Below are 14,370 nucleotides of genomic sequence, written 5' to 3' on the forward strand. Positions count from 1 at the left end.
CCCACAGAGGTTTCATCGTGAAGCACACCGCGCGACGCATCGTTCAGGGCGGAGCCACCTTCGCCGCCCTGGGTGCCCTCGGCATCGCCACCGCCATGCCCGCCGGCGCTGAGCCCTACGGCTGGGCCTACGCCAGTGCCAACGGCGCCGACCACTGGGCCGAGACGCACATCACGGCCAGCGAGTCGGTCTCCACCCCCTTCTCCGGCGGGCTCGGCGGGTGGCTGACCTACTCGGGTACCGCGACCGCCGTCGTGGACTCCGAGGGGGCCCACGGCACCACTGAACTCGAAGGCAGCATCACCCTCACCAGGGGCGACGTCGAGCCGTTCTTCGAGGACGGGGAGCCGGGGACCGAGCCTTCCGGTGAGCCGTCGGAGGTTCCCTCCGAGGTTCCTTCCGGGGACCCGACGGAAGAGGCTTCCGAGGCGTCGGCCGAGGAGGCCACCGAGCCCGGGGCGCCGGTCGAGACCCCCTCCGAGGCACCACCTGAGGAGGCCTCCGAGCCCGAGGCCGAGGAGGCCGCTCCCGAGGAGCCCGCCGGGACCGAGCTGGACGAGACCAGCAGCGAGACGGTCGACGGCGGCAGTGAGATCCTCATCCAGGAGGACTTCTCCGCCGAGGTCTCCGTCGACCAGACGTGGGACCTGGAGGTGACGCACGGCGCCACTCCCGGCGGCCCCGTCGACCTGGGAAGCTTCTCGGGCGAGATCAAGGGCCAGGAGACTGAGATCACCGTCGGACTCTTCCCCTACGGTGACACCGAGGAGACGACCGCTTCCGACTACCACTGGAACGATGCCTTCACCGAGCTGATCCTGGTCTTCGTGGTCGACGAGGAGATCGTGGAGTACACGTCCCTGGCCACGGCCATTGCCGGTATCACCACCGGTTCCGTCGATGAGGGCGAGGGCGAGGGTGACGGCGGCACCGGTGAGGGTGACGGCGAGGACCAGAACACGCCTGAGGAGACCGAGCGCGGCGAGGAGACCCTTCCCAAGGCCGATCCCATGACCGACGAGCCGCTCGCCCAGACCGGTTCGCCCATCGGCGGCTTCGTCGCGGCCGGTGCCGCGATCGCCGTCGGCGGTGGTGCCGCAGCCTTCCTGGCGCGCCGCCGGAAGGCTGACAACGCCTCCGCCTCCTCCGGCGAGGACCACGGCGAGAGCTGATGCGGGTGAGGGGCGGATGACCTGAGACCCAGGGCCCGGGATGCCGTTCCCGGGCCCTTTTCTATGGGTTTCTCCGCAATGGTCGCCATCCCGGAAACTCCGCCGCAGGGCTTCGACGGAAACGGAACTCTTGCCGGGGCCCGGCCGTTGTCGGGGCACAGGGGAGTCCGGTGCGGCGCCTGACCCGTAGTCACAGGGGCCGGGTCGGGCCCTCCCCGGCCGGTTCGCCCCCGGCCCTCCGGCGTCGCGACCGTGCCGGACCGGTCGGACCTCCCCCATCGGACCAGCAGGAGTGTCGTGGTGTCCCCCTCACGATCGACCGTTCGCCGCTTCCTCACAGGTGTGGTCCTGTCCGTCGCCCTGTGCGTACTCGGAGCCGCGCCCGCGCCCGCCTTCGACGACGGCTCCGCAGCGGTGCCGTGGCACGGGGAGTCGGCCGTGCGGGCCGCGGCGGAAGAGTCCCCCGAACCGGTGCCGAGGCAGGAAGGGGCCGACGAGCGGGGGCACCGGCTGTCGCTGGCCGGTGGTTCCCTCCCCTTGCTGGCGGCCGCGGCCACAGTGGCCGTCGGCGGCGGGGCTGCCGCGGTCTTCCTCGGAAGGAAGCGGACGACCGCCCTGGACTACCGGATCGAGGACTGAGTCCTCGCGGACGTCCGGCCCGGTCGGGGTGACGGTTGGGGTGGTGCTGCGCCGGGAGGCGATGGTGGAGGGCGACGGGCGGGCGGTGTCCGTCCCGGACACCGCCCGCCGCTGTCAGTATCGATAGTCGGAGCTTGGCCGACCGTTCCCCCCGGAATCGGCAGAGGCCGGGGAGATCACTCCGTACGCTGGTTGGGGATACCTGCCAGCAGGGCGCGAACCTCGGTCTCGCGGTAGCGGCGGTGGCCGCCCAAGGTGCGGATCGAGGTGAGCTTGCCCGCCTTCGCCCAGCGTGTCACGGTCTTGGGGTCCACGCGGAACATGGTGGCAACCTCGGCGGGGGTCAACAGGGGCTCCGCCTCGGTCGTGCGAGTTGACATGTGTACGGCCTCTCCTCCTGGATCTGTGTGCCGATCCTTGAGCCTTCATCCTGGCGCTGGTTCGGTGACCCGACACTCGGGCCCCCGAAAGTGATGGTGCGACCACTACGAGCAACTTTGCGCGTGGGAGGCCAAGAAAGCCGCCCATGGCCGCGTCACGCTAAGTGATTCTAGCGACACGTTTAGTGGCATGTGGCGTATTCGGTCAAAACTTCGTTCTCCGGCCTCGTTTTTCTCGATCCGGAGTGGCCGAAGTGCTAGGGGGTCCTGACCGAAAACCGGGTTCCGGGATGGTTCGAACTGCACGAACACCCCTGGTCGGGTGCCCCGCGGGTGGTTCGGGCCCTCGGGGCGGCGGCTCTCCGCATCCACGGGTTCGAGTGGGGTGCACTCTTCGGATTCCCTTTACCGCAGGGGGTTTCGTGACTACTCGTGGTTACTCTCGGTGCGTTCAGTGACGGATCCGCTACATTCTATGCCGATCCTTAAAGGGCGTTATGCCCAGTTTCGTGATTCTTGATGCCCTGCGGGTGTGAGGTCCGATCCAGGACTGCTGTCACGTGCGCAAAGGCGCGTCGCCACTGTTGAGAAACCTGGTGTACCAGGTTGGGTGCGGCGTGGCGAGAGTGCTTCGCTCCCAGATTTTTACGACGTTCTCTATGATTTGTCCATGAAAAAATGGGGAAGTTGTGACACTCAGTTAGCGCGTTCCAGGGCGCGCACCGACTTCCAGCGGTGGGTGAGCCGCCTGCGCAGCCTCATCGCGCGCTCGGTGTCACCCGAGGCGAGCGCCTCCACCGCCTCCGAGACCTCGGCCACCGAGCGGTCCGCGCTCAGGTGCTCGTCGCTCAACAGGTGCGGCAGCCCGCCGTAGTCGAGTTCGAGGAGGGAGCCCGCGGGCGCGGCCCGCTCCGTCCAGGCGAGCAGCCTCTCGGCGGGCAGGGCCACCGCGGGATCGCCGACCTTCTCCCGCAGCGTCGCGATCGTGTGCACCAGGCGCCGTTGGGCGAACGACACCCGCGTCAGATAGAGGAGGGTCCGTGTGGTGTCCGTCGACAGCACCAGGCACCGCTCCTGGTCTTCGAACGGGATGAACCAGGCCAGGGGAACGGTCCAGTTGCTCGACTTGATGCCCGGCCAGACCCGGGAGCCCGCTTCCCGCCACGCCCGGTAGTCCTCCTCGGCGCGCTCCGCCTCGCACGCGGGGATGAACGCGTCGCTCAGCACCGCCGGTGTGGCACCGGAGAACTCGCCGAAGGCCTGCCACGACCGAAGCCGCGTCTGCCACGGGCACACGTACAGTCGCTCGTTCACCCTGCGCAGGTAGGCGTCGCCGCTCTCCTCGAAGGGGGCCACCGCCGGCGGATCCGAGAGTATCCTGGTCAGGCTCTCGTCGTGCTCCGCCGCCAGGGCGTTGATCCGCCGGGGCCGGTCCGACGAGGCCGCGTACGCCTCCCAGTATCCCCGGTCGCTCGGCGGGAATGAGTCGATCGGCTGGTAGACGCGGAGGTAAGCGGTGTAGGGCAGCACGATCGCATCGTGGCACATATCGTTACCTGGGGCACTCACCGGAGCCCAGACCGCTTGCGGTCATGGCTCCGGTGGCGGGCCACACCCGTCACACCCGGGTGGCGTAGGCAGGGCGGGGTGCGACCAGGTACGGTTGTACATGTACGTAAGCTGACGCCAGTCGTTAGTCGCGTTTGACGGCCGTCAGCCCGTTACGGCGGGTTAGTAAGTGATCTGGGGTTCGTCTGAACCCAATCGTTGAGGGGGTCGAGCCAATGGGGCGCGGCCGAGCCAAGGCCAAGCAGCAGAAGGTCGCCCGGAAGCTCAAGTACAGCACCGGGGGGACCGATCTCGATCGGCTGCGGTCGGAGCTGGGTGTCGCTGAGGACGAGGGGTCTCCCTCCGGATCGTCTGGTCCGGACGACTCGTACGCGGATCCTCACGACGACCTGCTCGAGCGCTACGCGGATCTTGCCGAGAAGTACTCGGAGTCCGACAACAAGTAGTCGGCTCCGGGACCCAGCGGTCTCTCGGAGTGACGACACCGATCTGTGGCACCCACCGGACGGCCCGTACGGGACCCCGGTGGACAGGTGGATATAGCCGGTGCGAACCACGCCCGTGGTTCGCACCGGCTATGTTCTTGTCCGCACACCGCCCGGCGGTGGGCGCGGCGGCATCTACGCTCACGCCCCCGGATGCTCCCCGGTCAGGTGGGCGCGGCCGGAACCGGCCACGACCTCGCCCAGGCGCCACGCCGGGACACCGCGGTCGGCCAGGACGCCCAGAGCGCGTTCGGCGTGGTCCGCGGCCACCACCGCCACCATGCCCACCCCCATGTTGAATGTGGCCTCCATGTCCTCGCGCGCCACGGAGCCCTTTTCGGCCAGGTAGCCGAACACCGGTGCCGGGGTCCAGGTGGAGCGGTCCAGCACCGCGTCCAGGTGGCCGGGCAGCGAACGCGACAGGTTCGAGGCCAGGCCCCCGCCGGTGACATGCGCGTAGGCGTGGACCTCCACGGCCCCGGTCAGGGCCACGCAGTCCTTGGCGTACACGCGGGTGGGCTCCAGCAGCGCCGACCCCAGGTCGCCGCCGAGTTCCGGGACGCGGTCGTCCAGGTCCAGCCCCGCCTCGTCCACGATCCGGCGGATCAGCGAGTAGCCGTTGGAGTGCGGCCCCGAGGAGGCCATCGCGATGACGGCGTCGCCCTCGCGGACCCGGTCCGGGCCGAGGACGGCATCGCCCTCGACCACGCCCGTGCCCGCGCCCGCGATGTCGTACTCGTCTGGGTCCATGGCGCCCGGGTGCTCAGCGGTCTCGCCGCCGATCAGCGCGCACCCGGCCTGGTGGCAGCCCTCAGCGATCCCGCCGACGATCTCGGCGATGCGCTCGGGCACCACTGAGCCGCAGGCGATGTAGTCGGTCATGAAGAGCGGCTCAGCGCCGCTGACCACGAGGTCGTCGACCACCATCGCCACCAGGTCGATACCGATGGTGTCGTGCCGGTCCAGACGCTGGGCGAGCAGCAGCTTGGTGCCCACGCCGTCGGTGGAGGTCGCCAGGACCGGGTCCTTGTACCTGCCCACGTCCAGACGGAACAGGCCCGCGAAACCGCTCGCGTCGTTGACCTGCTCGGGGCGCCGGGTGCGCGCCACGTGCGCCTTCATCAGGTCGACGGCGCGCTCCCCGGCGGCGATGTCGACGCCGGCGGCCGCGTACGCGCCCGTCGTCCCAGTGCTGTCGGCTGCCACGCGAGTACTCCTCGTTGTCATGCGGTGGTGGTGCGGGTACGGAAGGTCCCGCCGGAAGGGAAAGGGGCCGTCCGCGGGGCGGACGGTGTTTCTTCGATCCGCCCGCCCGTCACCCGCCAACGCCCTCAACGGACGTCTGGCGGCGCGGCTCCCCCGTGGTTCGTGCCCGGGCCCCCGGGGAACGGGGGCCTGCGGCACCTACGGCGTGTTCACTCGTGCCCCGCGAATCCGTCTCCGGTACCTCCAGAACGCCGCGGGTGCCCGAGCCACACCCCCTGTGGTGCGGCACTGCGCTCAAAGCAGCTCCTAGGTACGGCTGGCAGAGGGGGCCTCGGGCGTGCCGCAGGCCTTCTCCAACAGGTACTTGCCGCGCGCGTCGTCGGCGACCTCGATCGGGTACACGCCGTCGAAGCAGGCCCGGCACATCTGGTTCTTGGGCACCTCGGTGGCGGCGACGAGCTCGTCGAGGGCGACGTAGGCCAGGGAGTCGGCGCCCACGGACTCGGCGATCTCGTCCACCGTCAGGTTGGCCGCGATGAGCTCGGACCGGGTGGCGAAGTCGACGCCGTAGTAGCAGGGCCACAGCACGGGCGGGCTGGAGATGCGCACGTGCACCTCGGCGGCGCCCGCGTCGCGCAGCATCCGGACCAGGGCGCGCTGGGTGTTGCCGCGGACGATGGAGTCGTCCACCACCACCAGGCGGCGGCCCTCGATGACCTCGCGCAGCGGGTTCAGCTTGAGCCGGATACCGAGCTGGCGCAGGGTCTGGCTGGGCTGGATGAAGGTGCGCCCCACGTAGGAGTTCTTCACGAGCCCCTGGGCGAAGGGGATACCGCTGGCCTCGGCGTAGCCCACCGCGGGGGGCGTACCGGACTCGGGCACCGGGATGACGAGGTCGGCCTCGACCGGGTGTTCCTTGGCGAGGCGGCGCCCCACCTCCACCCGGCTGGAGTTGACGTTGCGTCCGGCGATCGTGGTGTCCGGACGGGCGAGGTAGACGTACTCGAACAGGCAGCCCTTGCGGTCGGCCTCGGCGAAGCGGGTCGAGCGCAGGCCGCGTGAGTCGATGGTGATCAGTTCGCCCGGCTCGATCTCGCGGACCGGGGTGGCACCCACGATATCGAGGGCGGCGGTCTCGCTGGCCACGACCCAGCCGCCCGCGTTGGAGGCCTCGCCCAGGCGTCCGAGCACGAACGGTCGGATGCCCTGCGGGTCACGGGCCGCGTAGAGGGTGTCCTCGTCCATGAAGACCAGGGAGAACGCCCCCCGGACCTTGGGCAGGAGCGCCTTGGCGGCGTCCTCGATGGTGCGGTCCGGGGCGCTGTTGGCGTAGTCCGCCATCAGGTTGGTGAGCACCTCGGTGTCCGTGGTGGCGCCACGACGGGTGTCGGGCAGCATCGCCGCCAGTTCCGGGGTGTTGATGAGGTTGCCGTTGTGGCCGAGCGCCAGACCCCCCTCCCGCGCGCTGTAGAACGTCGGCTGTGCGTTCTCCCACACCGGGGAGCCGGTGGTGGAGTAGCGGCAGTGGCCGATCGCGAGGTGGCCCTTCAGGGAGTCGAGCGTCGCCTCGTTGAAGACTTGGGAGACGAGTCCCATGTCCTTGTAGACGACGATCCGCTCCCCGTCGCTCAGCGCGATGCCCGCGGATTCCTGTCCGCGGTGCTGGAGAGCGTAGAGACCGAAGTAGGTGAGCTTGCTGACTTCTTCGCCGGGAGCCCAGACACCGAACACACCGCAGGCGTCCTGCGGGCCGCGGGACTGCGGGTCGAGGTCCATGGAGAGCCGGCCGTCGGAGTACGACACGCCCCCAGCCTAATGCCTGTGCCGCGTCAGGGGGGCACCAGGGGACCACTCGGGCCACAGGGGGAGCCAGGGCGACAGGTCGGCGCGGGTCCCGCTCGCCCGGACCCGGTGGTCGGCGACTGCGTCACACCAGGCGGTCGCGCCGGTCGCCAGGGCGAGCCAGGTGAGGGGATCGGTCTCCACGACCCCGGGCGGGGTTCCCCTGGTGTGCCGGGGGCCCTCGACGGCCTGGACGGCCCCGTGCGGGGGTACACGCACCTCCAGGCTGTGCCCGGGGGCGCGGTCGGCCAGGACGGCGAGCGTGGCGCGCACGGCGGCCTTCACCGCCGGCCGCAGCGGTTTCCCGGCGCGCAGGACGGCCTGTGCGCAGGCCGCGGCGGCGGCCTCGTCGGAGGCGTCCGTGAAGGGTGGTTCACCCAGGGCGTACAACTGTTCGTCCAGAGCCGCGCGGAGCCGCCGCAGGGCGCTCCCTGTGAGACCGGAAGGCATAGCCGAAGCCTAGGGCCTGAGGTCCTGTGACGCCTGGGGTTCATGGGGCGTTTGCGAACGTCTGGGTGTTCCCAACGTTTCAAAGGAGACAGGGGGGTATCAGATCAGTAAATCGGAGGCATACTTGTCTCGTCTGGGGAATGTACTCCGGATGGAGGTCGGTCGACGTCGACGGCTCCGCCCGCTGACCTCCACATACCTGGGTGATATCGGTCTCAACACGGCGCTGGCCAGCGCATGACTGGAAACGGTACGTTCCCAAATGGTCCCGATGTCACGGAGATTGGGAGGAAGGCAGTGGAGCCTTACACGAGAGGCGTTCCGCGCGCCGGCGCCGAAAACATGAACGAGGGGTGAACCGGTTCATACCCGACCACAGGGGTCGGCACCCAGGGCCGGGGCACCGCGTCCGGTCGCGATGAGGCGGACCTCCGACGCGCTTACCATCCACAAGGGAAACACCACCGCACCATCGGGAGAACGACGTGCGCCTGCGCCTGCGCCCGCGTGATGACAGCTACTACGAGATGTTCACCGATTCGGCGAACAACCTGGTCATCGCCGCCCGCCTGCTGGTGGAGCTGATGAGCGACGGGGCTGACAGAGAGGCCATCACTGAGAAGATGCGCGCCTGCGAGCACGCGGGCGACGACGCGACACACGCCATCATGCGGCGGCTCAACAAGAGCTCCGCGACGCCGATGCACCGGGAGGACATCTCCCGGCTCGCCTCACATCTGGACGACGTGATGGACTCCATGGAGGCCGCTGTCGACCTGATCGGGCTGTACAACCTGGAACGGCTCCCCAAGGGGATCATCGACCAGATCGAAGTGCTGGAGCGCGCCGCCGAACTCACGGCGGAGGCCATGCCACGTCTGCGGACCCTGGACGACCTCGACCGGTACTGGATCGAGATCAACCAGTTGGAGAACCAGGCGGACCGGATCCACCACAAGCTCTTGGCCCGCCTGTTCAGCGGAGAGTACGACGCTCTGACCGTCCTCAAGCTCAAGGACGTCATCGAGGAGCTGGAGAGCGCCGCGGACGCCTTCGAGCACGTGGCGAACACGGTGGAGTCCATCGTGGTCAAGAACGGCTGACCAGCGCCGTGCCCGGGAGCACCCACGAGAGTGGTCTCCCGGACGAGAGAGACCCCCGGCATGCCCCTCTCGGGGGTCACACCACGGAGTCCGCGCTCGCACTTCCCGGACGGTTCACGCAGACACGGAGCACGGGCCCGCGGGCGTCAGCGAGCCGTTCCAGGGGCGGCAGGGCGGGTTGAGCGCCTCCGCGTTCGAACCGTGCCATGCCCGACCGCGGCATTTCGGCCCGTGGACCCCGTTCGGTCTGGGACCAGCCCATCTCCTCACGTCGGAGACGGATCGTCTTCGCCAACCCGAAGCGGCCCCGGGTGAGTTCGTACGCCTCACGCACCGCGGGGCGGTCGAACCGTTCCGACGACCTGAGCCCGGAGAGGGTTCTCCGCGCAGAGGTACCCATCGTGGCTCCTCGGCACTCGTCGACAGCGCGACCGGCGTCGATGCGGGTGCGCATCGCCCGGAGCGCGTGCCGGACCTCCCCCGATTCACGAGGGCGGGCCCTGTGGACCACCGTGAGCATGATGACGCGCCCTGCACCGGCGGCGAAGGAGGGCGTGCGTACCCGACTTCCTCCCGGAGTTCCCGCAGCTTGCCGTCGAGCTGACGCGTTTACGGAAACCCCGGTCCGACACCACGGGACTCCAGCACGTCCAAGTGGAACAGGGCTTGTGCCCCTTCCGTGTCGGGCAGCCCTGCCCGCCGCCACTCCACCTCAGCCATCGGGCGGTTGCGGAGCGTGTGCGACCGAGGTGGGGGCTGGTCTGAGCGGTCGCGCCGGTACCCGGGTTACCCGAACCGGCCGGTGATGTAGTTCTCGGTCTCCTTCTTCTCCGGCCGCGTGAACATCTGACTGGTCTCGCCCATCTCGATGAGCTTGCCGGGCTTGCCGGGGCCGGCCAGGTTGAAGAACGCGGTCCGGTCGGACACACGCGCCGCCTGCTGCATGTTGTGGGTGACGATCACGATCGTGTAGTCCTCCTTCAGCTTGTGGATGAGGTCCTCGATCGCCAGCGTCGAGATCGGGTCCAGGGCCGAGCACGGCTCGTCCATGAGCAGGACCGAGGGCTTGACCGCGGTGGCACGGGCGATGCACAGGCGCTGCTGCTGTCCGCCGGAGAGGCTGGCCCCGGGCTTGCCCAGCCGGTCCTTGACCTCCTCCCACAGGTTGGCCCCGCGCAGTGACTCTTCGACCAGGTCATCGGCGGCCGAACGGCTCATGCGCCTGCTGTTGAGCCTGGCGCCGGCGATCACGTTGTCGTAGATCGACATGGTGGGGAACGGGTTGGCCTTCTGGAAGACCATGCCGACCTGTCCGCGCACCGTGACCGGGTCGATGTCGGGGCCGTAGATGTCCATGTCGTCGATGAGCACCTTGCCCTGGGCGTAGGCCCCGGGTGTCACCTCGTGCATGCGGTTCAGGGTGCGCAGGAAGGTGGACTTGCCGCAGCCGGAGGAACCGATGAACGCCGTCACCGACCGCGGCTCGATGGTCATGGACACGTCCTCCACGGCCAGGAAGTCGCCGTAGTAGACGTGGAGTCCGGAGACGTCGATGCGTTTGGCCACTGGATGTTCCTCGTGAGTCGGGGCGCGCGGCGCGGGGAGTGGACGGGGTCAGCGGTTGGGTGCGAACAGGTACTTGATGACCCGGGCCAGGAAGAAGAGCAGCATAACGATCAGGATCAGCGTGAGCGCCGCCGCCCAGGCCCGCTCGTAGTTGACGGCCCCGCCCATGCGGACCTGGGAGTAGATGAAGACCGGAAGGCTCATCATCTGGCCGTCGAACAGGTCCCAGTTGATCGACACCGCCGAGGAGCCCGCGGTGAGCACCAGCGGCGCCGTCTCTCCGATAACGCGCGCGATGGCGAGCATGATCCCAGTGGTCAGACCGGCCGCGGAGGTGGGCAGGACCACCTTGGTGATGGTCCGCCACTTGGGAACGCCCAGAGCGTAGGACGCCTCGCGCAGGTCGCGCGAGACCAGTTGGAGCATCTCCTCGCTGGAACGCACGACCACGGGAATCATCAGCACGGCGAGGGAGAGGGCGGCTGCGGCACCGTTGGTCCGCCCCGGACCGAACAGCATGATCCACAGGGCGACGATGAAGAGTCCGGCGACGATCGACGGGATGCCCGTCATGACGTCCACGAAGAAGGTGATGGCGCGCTTGATCCGGCCCTGGGCGTACTCCACCAGGTACACGGCGCACATGAGGCCGATGGGTACGGAGATGAGGGTGGCCATCCCGGTGATCGCCAGGGTGCCGACGATCGCGTGGTAGGCACCGCCGGCGTCCATGCTCGGCAGCACGCCGTTCATCGACACCGACAGGAAGTACGGGTCGAAGCGGTCCAGCCCGTTGTCGATGACGGTCCACAGGACCGAGACCAGGGGGGCGAGCGCCAAGAGGAAGCATCCGTAGACCAGGGCCGTGACCAGGCGGTCCGCGGCGTGGCGGTGGCCCTCGACACGCGCGGACGCGGTCACCAGGATCACCGTGAAGGAGGCTGCCGTGAGCAGGACCCACGGGAGGGCGCCGAAGGCGGAGAAGGCCAGCAGGACTCCGGCGACCACGGCGGCGCAGGAGGCGAGCAGGGCGAGGGGAAAGCGGCGGGGAAGGGAGCCGTGCCGCGCTTCCAAGGGGTCCGTGTCCGGTTCCGGGGACTGCCGGATGGTCGTGCTCATCTGGACTCCTTGCTGCCCCGTGCCACGACGTAGCGGGCACTCATGTTGACGGCGAGGGTGATGGCGAACAGCACCAGGCCCGCGGCGATCAGCGCGGACACGCCGTAGCCGGTGGCCTCCGGGTACTGGAGAGCGATGTGGGCGGCGATGGTCTGGTTGCCGCTCTTCAGGAGGGCGAAGGAGATCACCAGGGCCGGGGACAGGATCATGGCCACGGCCATGGTCTCGCCCAGGGCGCGGCCCAGGCCGAGCATCGCTCCGCCCACCACTCCGGACTTGCCGAACGGGAGCACGGCCAGCCGGATCATCTCCCAGCGGGTGGCGCCCATGGCCAGTGCGGCCTCGCGGTGGCCCTGCGGGACCTGCTTGAAGACGTCGCGCGACATGGCGGTGATGATCGGCAGGATCATGACGGCGAGCACGATGCCCGCGGTGAGCATGGTGCGCGCCGAGTTGGACGCGGGACCCGCGAACAGCGGTATCCACCCCAGGTAGCGGGTCAGGGCCTCGTAGACCGGGACGAGCTGCGGCGCGAGGAACCCGATGCCCCACAGGCCGTAGACGACGCTGGGGATCGCGGCCAGCAGGTCCACGAGGTAGCCGAGCGGGGACGCGAGCCTGCTGTCGGCGTAGTAGACGATGAACAGGGCCACCCCGATCGCCACCGGTGTGGCGATGACCAGTGCGATGGCGGCCGCCAGGACGGTGCCGAAGGCGAGCGCCGCCACACCGAACGCGGGGTTCTCGCGCGTGTTGGCCTCCCACTCCCGGCTGCCCAGGAAGCTCACCGTGTTGGCGGACAGGGAGGGCCAGGCCTGAATGATCAGGAAGGCTGCGACCCCCGCCAGGATCAGCAGGATGAGGTAGCCCGAGCCTCGGGCGAGCCCGGCGAAGACGGCGTCGCCGATCCGGCGCTTTCCCGCGGGCGGGGGGCCCGCCGGGGGCGCGTCCGTGGTCGTCATGGGTTGGCTCCGGTTCGGGAAGGGTGTGTGGGCCGGTCACCTGGTCCGGGTCTGCCGCGATGACTTCGCGTCACGGACCATGACGTGCCAAAGGTGAAGCTAAGTGGACCAGGTGACCAGTTATCCCAATAAAAGTGAACGGAAGGTGAACGGGGCGCTGCACTATCGCAGCGTCAGGGAGTTGGGGCGGTGAATGTGAGGATCGGCACGTCAGTTCGGTGTCGGCGGGGTGTACATGACGTCGGTGTCCCACACCTCGAACCCGAGTGAGCGGTAGAGCCCCAGGGCGGCCTCGTTGCCGCCGTCCACGTACAGGTGGACCCACGGCAGGCCGCAGTCGCGCAGGTGGCGGACGCCCGCCAGGGTCAGGGTCCGACCGAGGCCGGTCCCCTGCCAGTCGGGGTCGACCCCCACCGCGTAGACCTCGCCGACCGGTGTGCCGTCGGTGAGCCCGGCCCCGTCGGCGTGCGTCTTGGTCCAGTGGAACGCGGCCACCGATCCGTCCTCGGCCGTGGCGAGGAAGAAGCCGTGCGGGTCGAACCAGTCCTCGGCCTCGCGCTGGAGCAGGTCGTCCAGGGTGAGCTGGCCCTGCTCGGGGTGGTCGGCGAACACGCGTGCGTTGGCCCGCAGCCACGCCCGCTCGTCCTGCCCGACGACGAAGGTCCGCACGGTGACCCGGCCGCCGGCCTTTGGCCTGAGCTTGGCCTCGGGCAGTTCCGGAGCGGCCCAGGGGCCGCCGGGGGCGTCGGCCGGGATGTCGCTCAGCGGCATGCGCATCTTGTGGAGTTCCCGGACCGCCGTCCAGCCTTCCGCCTCCGCCACGGCCACCGCCTGGGGGGTGCGGCCGTGCGCCCACACACGGACCCCGCCCGGACCGGCGTCCCGGTGGACGGACTCCAGGAGCGCGGTTCCGTGCCCGCGGCCGCGCCGGTCCGGGGCGACGACGACCTCTCCGGAGTCCGGTTCCCCCGGGACACGCTCGACGAAGGCGAACCCCGCGACGCCGTCGTCGTCGGTGACCACGTGGAAGCGGCTGCTCCCGGCGGGGGCGCCGTGCCGCACACGGAGCAGGGTGTGCTCGGACAGCGCGGCGACCCCGTCGGCCCGGCGCGCGGAGTCGGCGATCGCCAGGACCTGGTCGGCCAGGTCCCGGCCGAGGTCATCGGAAATCTGAGGCGTTCTCATGTTCCGCAGCCTACGCCGACGGCTCCGGGGCGCCAGGGGGTGTGCACCGGTTCGGGGAACACCGAGCCGCCGCCGACCCCTACCAGGAGCGCCTCCTCCTGCCCGTGTACTGGGTCCCGCCGGTCCGAACCCTGCGCCGGGGGGCGAGGGGGAGGGCGAGTAGCACGGACAGCAGGAGGCTGGCCAGCAGGATCGCCGGTGCCAGGGACGGTTCGAGCGCGGTGCGGCTGCCCGCGTTCCGGGGCTCCTCGGCCTCCGACGGTGCCACCAGGGGCAGTTCGGCGAGCGCCTCGCCGCCGGGGGCGAGGTCGGGCAGCACCGCCGGCCCCTCCGGCAGCGACGGGGCCGCCGGGGCGTCGGGGGTCCCGGCGGTGTCGGGCGTGTCCGGGGCCGTGTACGGCGGGGGCCCGCCCCCGGAGTCCGTGGCCGGAGGGTCGGAGCGCTCACCGTCGCCCGTTGCGGCCTCCTCGCTCTCCCGCGGGGCGGGGTCGGGGGACACGGTCGGTTCGGGCTCGGGGCTCCGTGAGGGGGACGGGCGCCACGAGGGCCGGGGGCTCTGCGTCGGCTCGGGCGTCTCGGTGGGGGACGGCTCTTCCGAGGGCCGGGGGCTCTGCGTCGGGCTCGGTCCCTCGGTGGGGGACGGCTCTTCCGAGGGGTTGGGGCTCTGCGTCGGGCTCGGTCCCTCGGTGGGG

At 69.9% G+C, this 14,370-nt stretch carries 13 protein-coding genes and 1 pseudogene; 4 read left to right on the forward strand and 10 right to left on the reverse strand.

The features are described from left to right. Positions 1 to 17 precede the first annotated feature (17 nt). Both B042_RS24080 and B042_RS0120495 read left to right on the forward strand, forming a co-directional pair. Positions 18 to 1,172 (forward strand): LPXTG cell wall anchor domain-containing protein, encoded by a 1,155-nt coding sequence (locus tag B042_RS24080; RefSeq protein WP_051415855.1) that lies wholly within the window; start codon positions 18 to 20, stop codon positions 1,170 to 1,172. Between the two features lie 300 nt (positions 1,173 to 1,472). Then, positions 1,473 to 1,811 carry a hypothetical protein gene (locus B042_RS0120495; RefSeq protein ID WP_155989270.1) on the forward strand — a complete coding sequence of 113 codons (339 nt, stop codon included), beginning with the start codon at positions 1,473 to 1,475 and terminating at the stop codon, positions 1,809 to 1,811. A gap of 176 nt (positions 1,812 to 1,987) precedes the next feature. Here B042_RS0120495 and bldC read toward each other — a convergent pair whose 3' ends face one another. Together bldC and B042_RS0120505 are read right to left on the reverse strand one after the other, a co-directional pair. Next, complete coding sequence (gene bldC / locus B042_RS0120500; protein ID WP_028649914.1) at positions 1,988 to 2,191, reverse strand: developmental transcriptional regulator BldC; 204 nt, start codon at positions 2,189 to 2,191, stop codon at positions 1,988 to 1,990. Positions 2,192 to 2,887: 696 nt separating this feature from the next. Continuing rightward, positions 2,888 to 3,721 (reverse strand): hypothetical protein, encoded by an 834-nt coding sequence (locus B042_RS0120505; RefSeq protein ID WP_028649915.1) that lies wholly within the window; start codon positions 3,719 to 3,721, stop codon positions 2,888 to 2,890. Positions 3,722 to 3,975: 254 nt separating this feature from the next. Between B042_RS0120505 and B042_RS0120510 the strand changes: the two genes are divergently transcribed. Then, complete coding sequence (locus tag B042_RS0120510; RefSeq protein ID WP_028649916.1) at positions 3,976 to 4,206, forward strand: DUF3073 domain-containing protein; 231 nt, start codon at positions 3,976 to 3,978, stop codon at positions 4,204 to 4,206. A gap of 180 nt (positions 4,207 to 4,386) precedes the next feature. On the opposite strand, the gene purM is transcribed toward B042_RS0120510, so the two are convergent. From purM to B042_RS0120525, 3 genes are all read right to left on the reverse strand, one after another. Next, positions 4,387 to 5,451 (reverse strand): phosphoribosylformylglycinamidine cyclo-ligase, encoded by a 1,065-nt coding sequence (purM, locus tag B042_RS0120515; protein WP_028649917.1) that lies wholly within the window; start codon positions 5,449 to 5,451, stop codon positions 4,387 to 4,389. Between the two features lie 306 nt (positions 5,452 to 5,757). Further along, positions 5,758 to 7,254: an amidophosphoribosyltransferase gene (gene purF, locus B042_RS0120520; RefSeq protein ID WP_028649918.1), complete on the reverse strand. Its 1,497-nt coding sequence runs from the start codon at positions 7,252 to 7,254 to the stop codon at positions 5,758 to 5,760. A 9-nt stretch (positions 7,255 to 7,263) separates the two neighbouring features. Then, positions 7,264 to 7,743 carry a sterol carrier family protein gene (locus tag B042_RS0120525; RefSeq protein WP_028649919.1) on the reverse strand — a complete coding sequence of 160 codons (480 nt, stop codon included), beginning with the start codon at positions 7,741 to 7,743 and terminating at the stop codon, positions 7,264 to 7,266. A gap of 485 nt (positions 7,744 to 8,228) precedes the next feature. Here B042_RS0120525 and B042_RS0120530 point away from each other — a divergent pair, with 485 nt between their 5' ends. Beyond that, positions 8,229 to 8,846, forward strand: coding sequence for a DUF47 domain-containing protein (locus B042_RS0120530; protein WP_028649920.1), 618 nt, complete (start codon positions 8,229 to 8,231; stop codon positions 8,844 to 8,846). 786 nt (positions 8,847 to 9,632) lie between these two features. On the opposite strand, the gene pstB is transcribed toward B042_RS0120530, so the two are convergent. From pstB to B042_RS0120560, 5 genes and pseudogenes are all read right to left on the reverse strand, one after another. Next, positions 9,633 to 10,412: a phosphate ABC transporter ATP-binding protein PstB gene (gene pstB / locus B042_RS0120540; protein ID WP_028649922.1), complete on the reverse strand. Its 780-nt coding sequence runs from the start codon at positions 10,410 to 10,412 to the stop codon at positions 9,633 to 9,635. A 48-nt stretch (positions 10,413 to 10,460) separates the two neighbouring features. Further along, entirely contained in the window at positions 10,461 to 11,531 is a 1,071-nt protein-coding gene (gene pstA / locus B042_RS0120545; protein ID WP_028649923.1) for a phosphate ABC transporter permease PstA, read from the reverse strand. Then, positions 11,528 to 12,493, reverse strand: coding sequence for a phosphate ABC transporter permease subunit PstC (gene pstC, locus B042_RS0120550; protein ID WP_028649924.1), 966 nt, complete (start codon positions 12,491 to 12,493; stop codon positions 11,528 to 11,530). The genes pstA and pstC overlap by 4 nt, the downstream gene beginning before the upstream one ends. A gap of 210 nt (positions 12,494 to 12,703) precedes the next feature. Next, positions 12,704 to 13,678: a mycothiol synthase gene (gene mshD / locus B042_RS0120555; protein WP_028649925.1), complete on the reverse strand. Its 975-nt coding sequence runs from the start codon at positions 13,676 to 13,678 to the stop codon at positions 12,704 to 12,706. 79 nt (positions 13,679 to 13,757) lie between these two features. After that, positions 13,758 to 14,370: pseudogene (locus B042_RS0120560) on the reverse strand (hypothetical protein); the annotation flags it as partial.

The organism is Nocardiopsis sp. CNT312, assembly GCF_000515115.1.
GTDB lineage: Bacteria > Actinomycetota > Actinomycetes > Streptosporangiales > Streptosporangiaceae > Nocardiopsis.